The organism is Planococcus donghaensis MPA1U2 (assembly GCF_000189395.1).
Taxonomy (GTDB): Bacteria; Bacillota; Bacilli; order Bacillales_A; family Planococcaceae; genus Planococcus; species Planococcus donghaensis_B.
Window position 1 is genome coordinate 17535 of record NZ_AEPB01000029.1, and the last position, 14123, is coordinate 31657.

20 protein-coding genes and 1 pseudogene are annotated in these 14123 nt (G+C 38.7%); 14 read left to right on the forward strand and 7 right to left on the reverse strand.

Annotation, left to right across the window (positions count from 1 at the left end; translation table 11 throughout):
- Window positions 1-102 precede the first annotated feature (102 nt).
- Genes GPDM_RS08095 through GPDM_RS08105 form a run of 3 tightly spaced genes read left to right on the forward strand, consistent with a single transcriptional unit; the run spans window position 103 to window position 1852 of the window.
- A complete protein-coding gene (locus GPDM_RS08095) occupies window positions 103-309 on the forward strand; it encodes a hypothetical protein (protein ID WP_008430523.1) in 207 nt (68 codons plus the stop codon).
- 20 nt (window positions 310-329) lie between these two features.
- Window positions 330-1340 (forward strand): S66 family peptidase, encoded by a 1011-nt coding sequence (locus GPDM_RS08100; RefSeq protein ID WP_008430525.1) that lies wholly within the window; start codon window positions 330-332, stop codon window positions 1338-1340.
- A gap of 14 nt (window positions 1341-1354) precedes the next feature.
- Window positions 1355-1852, forward strand: a complete 498-nt coding sequence (locus tag GPDM_RS08105) for a GNAT family N-acetyltransferase (RefSeq protein ID WP_008430526.1) — start codon at window positions 1355-1357, stop codon at window positions 1850-1852.
- 43 nt (window positions 1853-1895) lie between these two features.
- On the opposite strand, the gene GPDM_RS08110 is transcribed toward GPDM_RS08105, so the two are convergent.
- The 5 genes from GPDM_RS08110 to GPDM_RS08130 all read right to left on the reverse strand — a co-directional run bounded on the left by GPDM_RS08110 (window position 1896) and on the right by GPDM_RS08130 (window position 4803).
- On the reverse strand, window positions 1896-2906 hold the full coding sequence (locus tag GPDM_RS08110) for a PQQ-dependent sugar dehydrogenase (protein WP_008430528.1): 1011 nt from the start codon (window positions 2904-2906) through the stop codon (window positions 1896-1898).
- 155 nt (window positions 2907-3061) lie between these two features.
- Window positions 3062-3376, reverse strand: a complete 315-nt coding sequence (locus GPDM_RS08115) for a hypothetical protein (protein ID WP_008430530.1) — start codon at window positions 3374-3376, stop codon at window positions 3062-3064.
- 20 nt (window positions 3377-3396) lie between these two features.
- The gene (locus tag GPDM_RS08120) at window positions 3397-3606 is read right to left on the reverse strand and encodes a hypothetical protein (RefSeq protein ID WP_008430532.1); all 210 of its coding nucleotides are present in this window, start codon (window positions 3604-3606) and stop codon (window positions 3397-3399) included.
- A gap of 115 nt (window positions 3607-3721) precedes the next feature.
- On the reverse strand, window positions 3722-4111 hold the full coding sequence (locus GPDM_RS08125) for a ribonuclease HI family protein (protein ID WP_008430533.1): 390 nt from the start codon (window positions 4109-4111) through the stop codon (window positions 3722-3724).
- A gap of 8 nt (window positions 4112-4119) precedes the next feature.
- A complete protein-coding gene (locus GPDM_RS08130) occupies window positions 4120-4803 on the reverse strand; it encodes a queuosine precursor transporter (protein ID WP_008430535.1) in 684 nt (227 codons plus the stop codon).
- A 145-nt stretch (window positions 4804-4948) separates the two neighbouring features.
- On the opposite strand from GPDM_RS08130, the gene GPDM_RS08135 reads away from it, so the two are divergent.
- Entirely contained in the window at window positions 4949-5149 is a 201-nt protein-coding gene (locus GPDM_RS08135) for a zinc-finger domain-containing protein (RefSeq protein WP_008430536.1), read from the forward strand.
- Between the two features lie 61 nt (window positions 5150-5210).
- Here the strand turns inward: GPDM_RS08135 and GPDM_RS08140 are convergent, their stop codons facing one another.
- Complete coding sequence (locus tag GPDM_RS08140; RefSeq protein WP_008430537.1) at window positions 5211-5420, reverse strand: cold-shock protein; 210 nt, start codon at window positions 5418-5420, stop codon at window positions 5211-5213.
- Window positions 5421-5585: 165 nt separating this feature from the next.
- On the opposite strand from GPDM_RS08140, the gene GPDM_RS08145 reads away from it, so the two are divergent.
- From GPDM_RS08145 to GPDM_RS08165, 5 genes and pseudogenes are all read left to right on the forward strand, one after another.
- The gene (locus GPDM_RS08145) at window positions 5586-6221 is read left to right on the forward strand and encodes an HD domain-containing protein (RefSeq protein ID WP_008430538.1); all 636 of its coding nucleotides are present in this window, start codon (window positions 5586-5588) and stop codon (window positions 6219-6221) included.
- Window positions 6218-8094 (forward strand): annotated as a pseudogene (locus tag GPDM_RS08150) (ABC-F family ATP-binding cassette domain-containing protein). The gene GPDM_RS08145 and the pseudogene GPDM_RS08150 overlap by 4 nt, the downstream one beginning before the upstream one ends.
- 25 nt (window positions 8095-8119) lie before the next feature.
- Window positions 8120-9250, forward strand: coding sequence for a conserved virulence factor C family protein (locus GPDM_RS08155; RefSeq protein ID WP_008430542.1), 1131 nt, complete (start codon window positions 8120-8122; stop codon window positions 9248-9250).
- 140 nt (window positions 9251-9390) lie between these two features.
- Window positions 9391-9684, forward strand: a complete 294-nt coding sequence (locus GPDM_RS08160; RefSeq protein ID WP_008430543.1) for a hypothetical protein — start codon at window positions 9391-9393, stop codon at window positions 9682-9684.
- A 386-nt stretch (window positions 9685-10070) separates the two neighbouring features.
- Window positions 10071-10277 (forward strand): hypothetical protein, encoded by a 207-nt coding sequence (locus GPDM_RS08165; RefSeq protein ID WP_008430544.1) that lies wholly within the window; start codon window positions 10071-10073, stop codon window positions 10275-10277.
- A 213-nt stretch (window positions 10278-10490) separates the two neighbouring features.
- On the opposite strand, the gene GPDM_RS08170 is transcribed toward GPDM_RS08165, so the two are convergent.
- Window positions 10491-11276, reverse strand: coding sequence for a GNAT family N-acetyltransferase (locus GPDM_RS08170; protein ID WP_008430546.1), 786 nt, complete (start codon window positions 11274-11276; stop codon window positions 10491-10493).
- Window positions 11277-11453: 177 nt separating this feature from the next.
- Here GPDM_RS08170 and GPDM_RS08175 point away from each other — a divergent pair, with 177 nt between their 5' ends.
- The 5 genes from GPDM_RS08175 (at window position 11454) to GPDM_RS08195 (ending at window position 13841) form a co-directional block, all read left to right on the forward strand.
- Entirely contained in the window at window positions 11454-11891 is a 438-nt protein-coding gene (locus GPDM_RS08175) for a BrxA/BrxB family bacilliredoxin (RefSeq protein ID WP_008430547.1), read from the forward strand.
- The gene (locus GPDM_RS08180; protein ID WP_008430548.1) at window positions 11888-12673 is read left to right on the forward strand and encodes a class I SAM-dependent methyltransferase; all 786 of its coding nucleotides are present in this window, start codon (window positions 11888-11890) and stop codon (window positions 12671-12673) included. Before GPDM_RS08175 ends, GPDM_RS08180 begins: the two co-directional genes overlap by 4 nt.
- Before the next feature lie 204 nt (window positions 12674-12877).
- Window positions 12878-13114 carry a glutaredoxin family protein gene (locus tag GPDM_RS08185; protein ID WP_008430550.1) on the forward strand — a complete coding sequence of 79 codons (237 nt, stop codon included), beginning with the start codon at window positions 12878-12880 and terminating at the stop codon, window positions 13112-13114.
- Between the two features lie 59 nt (window positions 13115-13173).
- Window positions 13174-13470 carry a rhodanese-like domain-containing protein gene (locus tag GPDM_RS08190; protein ID WP_008430552.1) on the forward strand — a complete coding sequence of 99 codons (297 nt, stop codon included), beginning with the start codon at window positions 13174-13176 and terminating at the stop codon, window positions 13468-13470.
- Complete coding sequence (locus tag GPDM_RS08195) at window positions 13449-13841, forward strand: rhodanese-like domain-containing protein (RefSeq protein WP_237704147.1); 393 nt, start codon at window positions 13449-13451, stop codon at window positions 13839-13841. Before GPDM_RS08190 ends, GPDM_RS08195 begins: the two co-directional genes overlap by 22 nt.
- Window positions 13842-14123 lie beyond the last annotated feature (282 nt).

The following is a 14123-nucleotide window of genomic DNA, read 5'->3' on the forward strand; positions in this document are numbered from 1 at the left end:
AAATGACATTTAGTCAAAAAGGGGACTATATTCTCAAGTTAACTTTAGTATAATGGTAAATATATTAATAATTCTATTGCTGATGATTCAAGGAGGAACACGATGAACCCGATGTCCGAAACAAAAACAACATACATGAAAAAAACAACGCACAGAAGAGAGACCCCGCCAGATTTTTCCCAGTTTAAAGGGGAAAGGCTTGATAAAGAACCAAGCCAGTTTCTTGAAATGGTTAAACATGCTTTATGGTTCTGTGCAGGAGCAGGCATTTTACTAGCGATGATTTTTTCGTTATTTTATTTTGTTTAAAACAAAAGGGGGACTATTGAATGATTCGGTATCCTGCAACTACAATTAAAAAAATTGGAGTTACCGCACCTTCATCAGGAGTTGGCAGTGAACAGCATAATCTTTTAAAACAAGCCATTGCCAGACAAGAACAAAACGGCTTTACATTTGTGACGGGTGATACTACTTGGACTCAAAACTTGGCTAAATCTGCACCTGCTAAAAAGCGTGCCGATGAGTTGATGGAAATGATGACGGATCCGACTATTGATTTGATTCTGCCGCCATGGGGTGGGGAATTGCTGATTGAAATATTGGAATACCTGGATTTTTCGAAAATGCAGCCGAAATGGATTCTAGGGTATTCAGATCTTAGTGTCCTATTACTAGCTTTTACATTAAAAACAGGAATCGCCACAGCACACGGTACTAACTTGATCGACTTGCGTGGTGAACAAAGTGACGAAACTACAGGTCGCTGGTTATCGATTTTACAAACCGGGGCAAAGGGCTCTGTTGCCCAAAGTTCATCTACGTTGTATCAAAAAGAGTGGAATCATTCGGTTCCATCTCCTGTCGTGTTTCATTTGAGTGAACCGACTGTATGGAAAACCGTTTCTGGAGGGGAAGAAAACTTCTCAGGCCGATTGTTAGGCGGCTGCATTGATGTAATTCGTCATTTGATCGGAACTTCTTTTGGTGATGTTCAAAGTTTTAAGAAAGAACATATTCCAGGAGAACCCGTTGTTTGGTATTTGGAAAATTGTGAGTTGCCTGTAGCAGATTTAAAAAGGTCACTAACCCAAATGAAATATGCAGGTTGGTTTGACCATTGCACCGGCATCATTTTTGGTCGTAGTCCTGCAAATGAGCCAGCTCAAGAATATACAGTGGAGAAAATGTACGAAGATTTAGCAGAAGAACTCGATATACCGATTGCCTACGATATTGATTTAGGGCATGTACCGCCACAAATTACCTTTATTAACGGCGCTTATGCAGAAGTTCGAGTGGCGAATGGAAAAGGAACCGTCACACAGCAATTTATATAAAAAGGATGTTGTTTATGGAATTTCGCCAACTCACCATTAAAGATACGCAAGCGTATTACAATCTACGGATTGAAGCTCTAACAAACAATCCAGATGCGTTTGCAACAAGACTAGAAGATGCGCTAAAAAGACCATTTGAAAAAACGGCACAAAATTTGGCTATGAAAAACGCTTTTACATTTGGCGCGTTTGCGGATGGAAAGTTACTGGGTAATGTTACTTTAATGCGCAATTTAGCTCCGATGTTACACCATCGTGGTGCGGTTCTTGCAGTATATGTAACACCAAGTGAAAGAGGCAAAGGGTTAGCCGATCATTTAATGCACCAACTTCTAGAGTTCGCCAAAAATTTGCAAGGTCTAGAACGTTTAGATTTGGCGGTCGCAAGTGAAAACAAGGCAGCTATTGCCTTATATGAAAAACTTGGTTTTGAAAAATACGGCACAGACCCAAAGGCAATGAAAACACCTGAAAAATACATTGATGAAAACCTGATGGTGAAGTTCTTATAGCAATTTAAAAAAGGTGTATTGGACCACTCCAATACACCTTTTCTTATTCGTTCAATTTATACAGCTTATCAACGTCGTCCGCTGGTGTACCGCGGCCGTCGGTATTGTTGGTTATAAAGTAAAGCGAGTCTCCACCCGACAATACGTCTCGGACACGACCAAAGCCTTCAATTGAATCTGTCACTTCAGCATTTTCAGGATCCACTACTTTTATGGCAGTACCCCGAAGTGCAGCGACGTATAGGAGCCCATCGTGCATAGCAATGCCGCTCGGAGCCCAAGTTTGGTCTGAGCCGGTAGTGAAAAATGGAGATTCTAATCCATCTTCTTTAGCCTTGCCTTCAATGGTTGGCCATCCGTAATTATTGCCTTCTTCAATAATATTGAGTTCATCGTTAGCCGATTGTCCGTGTTCAGAAGCGTACATGGTGTCTTCGTCCCAAGTAATACCTTGAGGGTTTCGGTGACCTGATGAGTAAATTTCAAATTCATCGGAAGAATTGAGCTTTAAAATTTTGCCATTCACGGAGCCTAAGTCTTGAGCAAGCTCTGGAGTAGAGGCATCGCCAACCGTTGCAAAAAGTGTACCGTCTTCATCTAATGCTAAACGCCCGCCGTGATGAACATTACCTGTTGGAATGCCTTCTAGTAAAACTTGGCTTTCTCGCCATTCACCATTTTCTAACACAAGTGTGATAATTTTATTGAAATCTTTGCCGTTGCGTTCGTAAACATAATAACCATATGCTTCTTGGTTGGTTTCAAAATCTTGTTTTAAGACAAACCCTAAAAAACCAGCTTCTGATGCACCGGAAAGTTTATCCGAAAAACTAACTGGTTGATGTGTCACTGTACCATCTTCATCAATATAAGCGACGTTGCCAGTTCGCTCTGAAATATAAAACTCATCCCCCAATTTGTTGATTGCCCATGGTGTCTCTAGTCCTGTGGCAATTTCTTCAAAAGGTGCCGTTGCTTTTTCAGGGTCCGCAGCTGAGTTATTGCAGCCGGCTAAAAACAGTAACGTTAGTGAAGTCATTAAAATCTTTTTCACGAAAAAAACCTCCTTTTTATTATTTTAATGGAATTGGACGTTGATAGGAAACAAAATAAAGAGTGGTCTTGGATCGAGTAAATGTTAGTTTATTAATTTTTTCCACATAAAAAGAAGACTTTAGCCGACTTGATGTGGCTAAGGTCTTCAGTAATTTAAACTGGCTTTTTTTTTGTTTGCATAATTTCTACGATGACAAATCCGAGCGTAACGCCTAATAACACATTAATGATCAACGGATTTAAATATTGGTCGCGGAAAATAGTTGCGACTGTCAAAATGTAGAAAGCAGCTTGGGTGAGTTTTGCAATAAACGGAATCGCGTCTTTTGGGTAGCGAGTACGTGCCAACTGAAAAACAAGAAAAGCCAGCAATAAAACCAAATAATGAGGCCATGAGAAAACGGAAAACACATTATTGATTATTGCGAAAAGCACGAGCGGAATAAAATAAAACAAAAGCGATTTCACGTGAAAAGCCTCTTTTCTGCTTATTTTTTCATGTTGTTTTGTTGTTTACGACCAAATAGTAAATACAAATTGTAAATTGAGAATATAACTGCAACAGTTACAATCACTACTGAAACCATAGGATAAACGGATACTCCATTTTGCATCATTTCATTGATTCGTGTGTAGACGATCCATGGTCCAATGACCAGTATAAAAATATCAAGTGCGGTACCAAGTTTTGTTCTCATGAGCTTCCTCCAATAAAAGATGATAATTTAATCTTATCAGACTTTAGCACTGACGTATGCATAGAAAGAAAAACAGCCGCCCATAAAACTCAAGGGCAACTGCAGGTTTGTACCATTATTTATGTGCGCGAAGTTCAGTTCTAGCAAGAGCATCCGCCGCTCGGTTTTGAGAGTCTGGAATCCATTTAATAAAACAATACTCAAACTGGTCGCCAATTTCTAACGCGCGCTCCAGTAAAGGCTTGAATTTCGGGTTTTTGATAAACCGTCTTTCAAATGCATCAACCGTTACTTGTGAATCTGATTTGATTGAAATCATTTGAGGCGCCAATTCTTTGGCAAGTTCCAAGCCTTTAACGAGCGCCGTAAATTCCGCAGTGTGATTGTCCATTTCACCCACATATTCGCTCCAGTGAATAACATGGCCTTCCCCGCGAATAAAAACACCAACAGCACTTACTTGTGGTATACCAGCACTTGCGGCATCTACAAACACTTCTAACATCCAATCACCTACTTTTCGTCAATGGGCGTAATTATTTTTGCTAAATAGCCAAATGGGGTATCCAAGATAGAAACAATAAACTTCAACACATAAGTTGAGAAGAAAATTTGGAGCCATATATCAAAGGGAAAGACTCCCCAAAATGCAATCGAAGTAAAGATTAAAGTATCTAATAATTGGCTTAATAAAGTAGAACCGTTATTGCGAATCCAAAATTGACTATCTTTCGGAAAAATTTTGCGAAGCGCACCGAAAATAATAACGTCTAAATGTTGACTAGCTAGATAAGCAATCATGCTGCCAATGGCGATTTGCGGGATGAGACCAAAAATCGTTTCTAAAGAGCTTTGTGCAAAATCACTGTCAGCAGGTATAAATTTAATGCCAAATTGCATCACTAACACCATGATTAGCAGTGAAGAAAAGCCGAGCCATACCGCTTTTTTTGCTTCTTTTTTGCCGTATTTTTCATTTAAAATATCGGTTGCTAAAAATGTGGAAGCATATAAACTGTTGCCAAGTGTAGCAGTCAAGCCAATGATTTCAATGGTTTTCGTAACTTGAATGTTGGCTAGGACTGTGGAAATCGCCACCCATGCAAACAAACCTGTTTTTCCGAAAAATTTATACATAATTAATAAAAGAACAAAATTGAACAAGGCAAAACCAAGTCCCCAAAATTCATTAAACAAAAAACTTCCTCCTTAGTTTTGGTAAAGCGGGAATTCGCGAACCGCTTCATATCTTAAAATATCCTCAGCTAGTATAACTATTGTTGGTATAAAAAACAAATGCGTAGTAGAATGAGAAAATGATGTTTTGCTAAGAGGTGACAAAGTGAAGAAAATTTCTATTATCAATGAAATTGATGAAATGCTGACGACGTATTGTGACGGCTGCTTTGTGAGGTCCCAAATTCGAAAAGATGAAGGGAAAACGGCTGCTCACAGGTTCTGTATTAGCAATTGTACAGTTGGCACTCAACTGCAATTTCTTGGGGAAGAACTTAATAAAATTGGAACCAGCACAAAACAATAACTGTGTTCTACTGGCATACAAAAAGCAGGAACGGAAATCCGTCCCTGCTTTTTTTTATTTGTTATTCTGGGTCAACTTCGATAACATTTGCAGCCTGTGGTCCACGGTTGCCATCAATAATATCGAAAGATACAGTTTTGCCTTCAGTTAATGTACGAAACCCGTCACCTTGGATGCCTGTAAAATGGACAAATACATCATCGCCATCATTATACTCAATAAATCCGTAACCTTTTTCTGAGTTAAACCATTTTACTGTTCCTTGGTTCATACAAGTTCCCCCTAGTATTGAGTATGTCATGGACCTATAGACGCCATGTTATGGATGGCTATACTATACATGAAGCCTATGTATACGTCAATAATCGTTGGGAATACAGGCATTTTGGAGTCACTTCAGGTTATAATAGAAGAAACAAGCGATAGGAGCGGGAGAATGGATCAGGAAAAAATCAACCAATGTCAAAATGAAGTAAAGAAAATTTATGAGCAGTTTGATGCGAGCCACGACTGGCAGCATATTGAACGCGTCATGAAAAACGCCAAAATGATTTTGGCGCACGAAAACGCAGATGTCTTTATCGTTGAGTTAGCGGTACTGCTACACGATGTGTCAGATCCAAAGTACAAAAAGCCAGGTGAAGATTTAGAGAGTGAAATATTAGAGCGTTTAGACTTAACCAATAACCAACGCCAAGAAATACAAGATGTTATTGCATCTGTCTCTTTTAAAGGCGGAAACGGTAAGCTCGCAACTAGCATCGAAGCCAAAATTGTTCAAGATGCAGACCGCTTAGATGCAATTGGTGCGATTGGCATTGCGAGAGCTTTTGCATACGGGGGAGCTAAAGGACGTAAACTATACGATTGGAACGAAATAGCACGAACAAAAATGACCGAGCAGGAATACCGGGAAGCACAGCCAAGCAGTGTTACGCATTTTTACGAAAAGCTTTTATTGCTAAAAGATCAAATGACAACGGAAACTGGTAAGCAGATGGCTGAAGAACGCCATGAATTTATGCTATCCTTTTTAAAGCAACTTCAAACAGAAACGGATGGGAATAAATGAGCCACTTAAATATTACGAAATTAACAAAAACAGTTGGAGCCAAAACATTATTCAAGGATGTCGAATTTTCATTGTATCCCGGCGAACGTGCCGGATTGATCGGCGTAAACGGAACAGGAAAATCGACCTTGATGTCGATATTAGCAGGATCAATGGATGCAGACAGTGTTGTCATGGATCATCCAAAAAAATATCAAATTACGTATTTGATGCAAGAACCTGAGTTTGATGAGTCATTAACAGTATTAGAAACAGTATTCTCAGGCAAATCTCCAATTCTCGCATTAAACCGTGCATATGAAAATGCGTTAAAAAATATGATGGTCGATTCAAGTTCGACACAACTTCAAGACGAATTGATGGATATTCAAGAAAAAATGGAGCAGCAAAACGCGTGGGACATTAACGCGCTTGCTAAAACAGCTTTGTCAAAATTGGGTATCGATATGTACGACCAAGCAGTAGGTGAATTATCAGGTGGTCAGCGTAAACGTGTCGCGCTTGCAAAAGCATTAATCGAACCAGCTGATTTAATACTTCTGGATGAGCCAACCAACCATCTTGATGCGGTTTCAACAGAATGGTTACAAGAAACTCTTTTACGTATGGGATCAGCTATGCTTTTCGTAACGCATGATCGCTACTTCTTAGATGCGGTATCTACTCATATTTTCGAAATTGCGGATCAAACGATGTATACGCATAAAGGAAACTATGGCGATTATTTAGAAAACAAAGCCATTCGCGACGAAATGAATGCTTCGTCTCAACAAAAACTTGAAAACCGTTTCCGTTCAGAATTAAAATGGATTCGCCGCGGTGCAAAAGCTCGTTCAACCAAACAAAAAGCACGGATTCAACGTTTTGACGAAATTAAAGAAAGCGTTCAAAAAGAAAACGACAATACGTCGCTTGAACTATCAATGCAAAGCCAGCGTCTTGGTAAAAAATTATTGAAGGCAAAGATATGGGCGTTGCTTATGGCGACAAACAAATTTTCAGCGGATTCGATTTTCTCTTACAAGGTGGAGATCGCATTGGAATAGTCGGCCCAAACGGAGCAGGAAAGTCTACGCTAATGAAAATGTTAGCCGGAGAACTTGAGCCGACAACTGGCAAAATGGAATACGGCAGCACAGTGAAAATTGCTCACTTTACGCAACATTTACCTGAAATGGACGAATCACAACGAATGATTGAATATATTCAAGAAACGTCGAGTGATTTTGAAGCGGAAAAAGGCGTTCGGTTATCTGCAACGCAAATGCTTGAGCGTTTCTTGTTTCCATCAAACGGTCACGGCACACAAATTGGCAAATTATCGGGTGGCGAGCGGAAACGTCTCTACTTGTTAAAATTGTTAATGGAACAGCCCAATATTTTGTTTTTAGATGAGCCGACAAACGACTTGGATATTCAAACACTTTCTGTGTTGGAAGATTTCTTAGAAAACTTCCCAGGCGTTGTCATCACAATTTCGCATGATCGCTTTTTCTTAGATCGTATTGCACAGAAATTGTGGACCACCGGTACTGGGAAAATCGAAGAATACCAAGGACTGTATTCGGAATTTATAAAAGAGAAAAACAACCCGGTAGCTCTTGCTGAACAAGAGTTAGTGGAAACAGTCGTACCCGAGCCCGTTAAAACGAAAAAAAAGATGAGCTATAAAGATCAACTAGAGTATGATGGCATCTTAGGTAAAATCGCTGAAGCTGAAGCAAAGATTGAAGCTCGTGAAGAAGAAATGGCCTTAGCGGGTGCAGATTATGATAAGTTGCAAAAGCTAACAGAAGAAGTGAACACGCTAACTGCAGAGTATGATGCCTTAATCGAACGATGGACATATCTTCAAGAAATCGCAGAAGCGTGATCGACCAATTGCAGGAGGGATTTTTGTGAAAATTTTAACCATAGAACCGACACCAAGCCCGAATACGATGAAAGTAATCATTGATCAAGAGTTGCCGTTTGGCAAAAGCCATAATTACAATAAAGACAATATAGAAGCTGCTCCAAAAGAAGTTCAAGAATTACTGACGATTGACGGTGTCAAAGGCGTTTATCACGTTGCTGATTTCTTAGCCGTTGAACGCATTTCGAAATTTGATTGGGAAGCCATATTAGCACAAGTACGCAATGTCTTCGGGGAAGATCGCGAGCATACAGGTGACGAAATTGAATTAGATGAACATTTCGGTGAAGTGTATGTTCATGTTCAGGAATTCAAAGGCATTCCGTTGCAAGTGAAAGTGTTTGATAACGTATCAGAGGAACGCTTTGGTATGCCTGACCGTTTTATTGCAGCGATGAAGAGAGTAATGGACCCGACAGAAGAAAACTACTTGATGCAGCGTAAATGGGCAGATTATGGTGTCCGTTACGGGGATAAATCTGAAATTGGTAAAAATATAGTAGAAGAAATTGAAGCAACGTATCCACGAGAACGCTTGGATGCACTTACGACGAAAAAAGATGAAGAACAGCACGAAGCAACGCCGCGCGGACGTAGAATAACTCCTGAAGAATTTAATGCGCCTGACTGGGAAACCCGTTTTCAGCTACTCGATCAAATGATTGAAGCAGACCTTGATGATTTGTCATTATTGTCGTTGGCACTTGATGACGAAAAAATGTCGATTCGTCGACAAGCGGCCATTTTTCTTGGAGACATCGATGACAAAGCAGTAGTTCCTTATGTAGAACGTGCAATGAAAGACAAAAGCTGGGCTGTCCGTAGAACTGCAGGGGACACCATAAGTGATTTGGGATTTGAAGAATTTGAGCCAATTATGATTGAAACGTTAAACGATAAAAACAAATTGGTTCGCTGGAGAGCGGCAATGTTCCTATATGAAACGGGTACAGAATCAGCATTGCCAGCGTTAAAGCAAGCAGAAAATGATCCTGAGTTTGAAGTGAAATTGCAGATTAAAATGGCCATTGCACGTATTGCAGAAGGCGAAGATGCAAAAGGTTCAGTTTGGAAACAAATGACCGAAGCGCGACAAGCAATGAAAGGTGAATAGAAAAAACCGGTGACTTTTTGAGTCGCCGGTTTTTTATTTTACCTAGATTTTCAATAATATGTTTTTAACAAGGGTTAAAGAGGTAAAGAGCTTTTAGTTGATTCGTTCAGGCAATCATCATTTACAAGGGGGAATATCGAATGAATACAAATGTTTACTCAATAGAAATTTTATATAGTGGAAAATATGAATCTTGGGAATTTGCAAGTCGAGAAAAACGGGATTCTTTTTATGAAAAAGTGATTCATGAGTTTAATGACCAAAAAGTCAACAAACAAGATGATGAAGTAGATGACACAAAAATTGTCCAATTATCATCAAATAATCTCGAACTTCAAGAAGACGGTGAGTATGCTCAAAATATGACTATTGAATGGTTCGATTACGATATCTTTAGCAAAATGCTGGATTTTATTAATCACGAATTTGACTAAATAAAGTCTTTGGACCTAGTAAGCGTCAAAACGACTTTAAGTGATCAGTATTTGGCTAAAACAAAGCAACTTAGAATTAGTAAGGCATCTTGTTTGTGCATATAATAGCTGGTAAAAGCTCAATTAAAATCATTTCGTATAGGTTTATAAAAGGTGAAATAAAAAAAACTACCCATTTGGGTAGTTTTTTACTTTGTCAGAAAACGTCGTTATATGATGAAAACTATTATAAATATAGGATGAAGTAGGTATATAAAATCATTTAATGATACAAAAGACAATAATTTACTCGTTTCCTCAAAAAAATTTAAAAATATTAGGTCCATGTATACGTTTTTTGTTAATAAATTTATGATATCTTTTAAGTATACATAGGAGGGTTTCAGGTGAATCTTACGGTCAATGGAATAGTATTAGGTCAAAAAAGAAGTACATTAGTTATTAGAGAACTTATTCGTGAATCAGTAGCTGAGCATGCAAAAGACGTAGAAGAGTATTTAAAAGATTATACGGTAGAAGAAATAGGAAATATTCTTACTCTTCGCCCACCATCAGCTGAAGGTATTCAAATATCACTATTCAAGTCATCCTAATGGGTGGCTTTTTAAATTGTCTTGAAGTTAACTATTCCTATACAAGCTAATCAACTGTCTAGGAATGAACAATAATATATTCCAAACAGCAGCGAAAAGCATTTCTAGTACTAAACCGACACTAAGATCTTTTAGAAAATCAGCAAAACAATGATCTTTCTTCTTTTTTTCCTTCATAAAATTCTCCTGTCATTTAAAATCTATCATACTCATTTAGTCACGAATTTCTTTAATGCTCTTTCCATCTAAAAAGGCATGTCCAGATTGCAAGGTATGAATTGTGTCAAAGCCGTAGCGGTTATAAACTTTTTCAACTTGCTTATTTATCGGATGAACCCATAAATTTTCTAGCTTCATCGCTTGAGCTTCTATTTGTATTTGTTGTAATACAAAACCTATCAATCCTTGCCCTCTAAATTTTTCAATTGTTGCAACACTTTCAATGCGACCTTGATTGTTATGTACAAACAAGCATGCTGTCGAACTCGGTCTGCCATTAACTTTTAATAAGAAATGCGTATAACGACTGTCTTTGAACTCTGTTTCAAAAGCCTTTTCGCGAACTGCTTTTCCACCAAATTCGTTAATCTGACACTCGACCCATGATGCGTCTTGATAATTCGTGTCGTCGACTTTTTCAACCGTAACAAGTTCAGGTATTGATAGCGACGTTACTTTTTTGTTCCATAACTGAATAGACTGAGGCAGATCTTCGTACTGAAATCCTTCTTCTTTTAATAAGGTAATAAAACTTGTCAACGAATTGACGTGATCCAAATAAAACCGCGGCGTAATGGAGTGCGATCTATAAAAGGATACCACTTCGTTAATTACTTTTTTAGGATGTTCGGGTTGTGTGTTTATATATGCATGATTTGCGTCGTAATAATCTGGTTGGTCTCTGTTTAAAAACAAAGCTCCCCACGGACGATCAAGCTTAGTGGAAAAGGATTGTAAAAGTGCAAAGTCTAATTCGTTAATTTGTTTTAGTAAATCCATCTATTATCATCCTCATTTATATTACTTAAGTTTAATCATACAGAACTAAACTAATAAATTCATAAAAAAATCACATTTAAATCGACATACTATGAAATTATGGAACATCTAGGTTACACTTAACTAGATAAAACTTAGAGTTTTGAGAATAAGTTTAAACGAAAAGGGGCGAAAAGCATGAACGCATATGATGAATACATGAAGGGCATTGTGGTGCCAATGCGCCAAGAATTAACGGCAGCAGGATTTACCGAATTGTTGACGGCCGAGGAAGTCAACGAACATATGAGCACTGCTAAAGGAACTAGTCTTGTAGTAATTAACTCAATTTGTGGATGTGCAGCAGGGTTGGCGCGTCCAGCAGTTATAGAAGCACTTCAAACGGTAGAAGCAAAGCCAGAACATTTGGTAACGGTCTTTGCAGGACAAGATAAAGAAGCAACAGCGCAAATGCGTCATTATTTTGAAGAAGTAGCTCCGTCGTCACCTTCAATTGCGGTGTTAAAAGATGGTGAGTTGGCTCATTTTATTCCGCGCGAACAAATTGAGGGCTATCCAATGGAGCAAATTCGTGATCATTTGGCACAAGCGCTTGAACAGGTGGCTGCTCAGTGAAAACGGTCGTCACAACAGCCTACCGCGCTACTTCATCTATGATGGAGTGGGCGGAGCGTGTTTCAACAGAACTGTCGCTTCAACAAGTAGCGCGCAATAAGCGCTCTATCGAGAAAATGCATGCAGTTGAATCGGCTGATTTGTTGATCTGTTTAAAAGAACGGCTTGAGTTTTATCCATTGGGTAAAACAGAGCCGTTCTTTTTTCATCCGAATTCAGCTGCGTACCGGACGAAGAGACCGCTCGAGGAAGATCCACTAGTAGTAGTTTCGAATTTAAAGCCAGGTGATTCTTTTTTAGATTGTACATTAGGTCTTGCATCAGACTCTTTAGTCGCGTCTCAGCGCGTAGGAAAAGCTGGGCGCGTTATTGGTTGTGAAAGTCATCCGATACTTGCTTACGTCGTTCAACAAGGATTAAAACAGTATAGTGAAATGCCCCATTTAATAGACGCCATGAAACGAATTGAAGTGGTTGCTTCTGATGCTGTTTTGTTTCTACAAAAGCTTGAATCAAACTCGATCGATGTTATTTACATGGATCCCATGTTTACAGAAGAAATTGCAGAAGCAACAAACTTTACAGCGCTTAAAGGCTTGGCTGATCAAGGGCAGTTAACAGAGCAGTGGGTAGCTGAAGCTAGACGTGTTGCGCGAAAAAGCATTGTCTTGAAAGCGCATTTTCGTTCACCAGATTTTGAGAACTTTGGTTTTGTACGACGCGTGCGACCGAATACTAAATTTCATTACGGTGTGATCATACTTCCGCAAGAAAATAACTAATCAATAAAAATGGTAATAGCATCTATTGTCGCCAGGTTTAAAATCTGGCGACAATGGGATGCTATTTTATTTTGTTTAGCTGACATGTAAATAATAAAACAGAAAAAGAAAATCAATACTAAGCAAATCTCTTGAAAATGATATACCCCCTATGGTATATTTTAATTACTTTCAAAAGACATTATTTATTAGGAGGAAGCGATTATGACAAACCAAGTTACAGTATACTCAACAGATACGTGCCCTTATTGCACAATGATGAAGAATTTTCTAGAACAGAATGATGTTGCTTACACTGAAGTAAATGTTCAGCACGATCAAGCTGCTGCTAATCGTCTCGTCCAAGCAACTGGTCAAATGGGCGTGCCACAAACGAATATTAACGGTGAGTGGGTTCTCGGATTCGATCCGACTCGCGTATCGGAATTATTGAACGCATAAACGATTTATGTTAAGAATGAATTATTAATGAATAACCAAATTATTAGGAGGAATTTTAAATGAAATCAATTTCTACACAAGAACTACAAACATTATTAGCAGAAGGCAAACAAGTAAATGTGATTGATGTGCGTGAAGCGTCGGAAGTGGCAACTGGTAAAATTCCTGGAGCTGTCAACGTACCTTTAAGTTTGTTGGAATTCAAGATGAACGAATTAGACAAAAAAGAAGAATACTATGTAAATTGCCAAGCTGGCGGACGTAGTAGTTCAGCATGCAAATTTTTAGATAACCAAGGTTACAATGTAACAAACGTTGAAGGCGGTATGAATGCATGGGAAGGCGACGTCGAGTAATGATGAAGCGACTCATACTAATGCTCGCAATAGTTAGTACGCTACTGTTAGCTGCGTGCGGACAAGAAGCAGACTATGAAACAATCCAAATTGATCAAGTAGCTGAAAAGCAAGATGCTGGTTATACTGTATTAGACGTTCGTGAGCCGTCTGAATTTGATCAAGGGCATATCCCAGGGGCGCAAAACAAGCCGCTCACAGGAATGCAAAATGGTGATTTTGATGGTCTTCAACAAGACGAAAAATACGTTGTTATTTGCCAGTCTGGCAACCGGTCTCAACAAGCGAGTGAATTGATGCTTGAAGAAGGCTATGAGTTTGTAAATGTGGCTCAAGGGATGTCTTCATGGGAAGGCGACGTAGAAAAATAGATGAAGATTGAAGTATATAAAGATGAAACGAAAAAGGACGGTCTATTCGATTACGAATAGACCGTCCTTTTTTTGTTTAAAATCGCACTCGACTTCCTGAAAAAGACATTTTATAAATGAGTTAATTTTTTTATTGCCTCAAACAGAGGAGAAGTTCTTATAGTAGGTCATTTTTTTCACTCATTATCGGGTTACTGAATGACAGTAGGAATGTAAGAAACAAAATAAAAGAACGAAGAAACTCTCGGATTTAAAGCCATAAAAAANACTACTACTTACTTA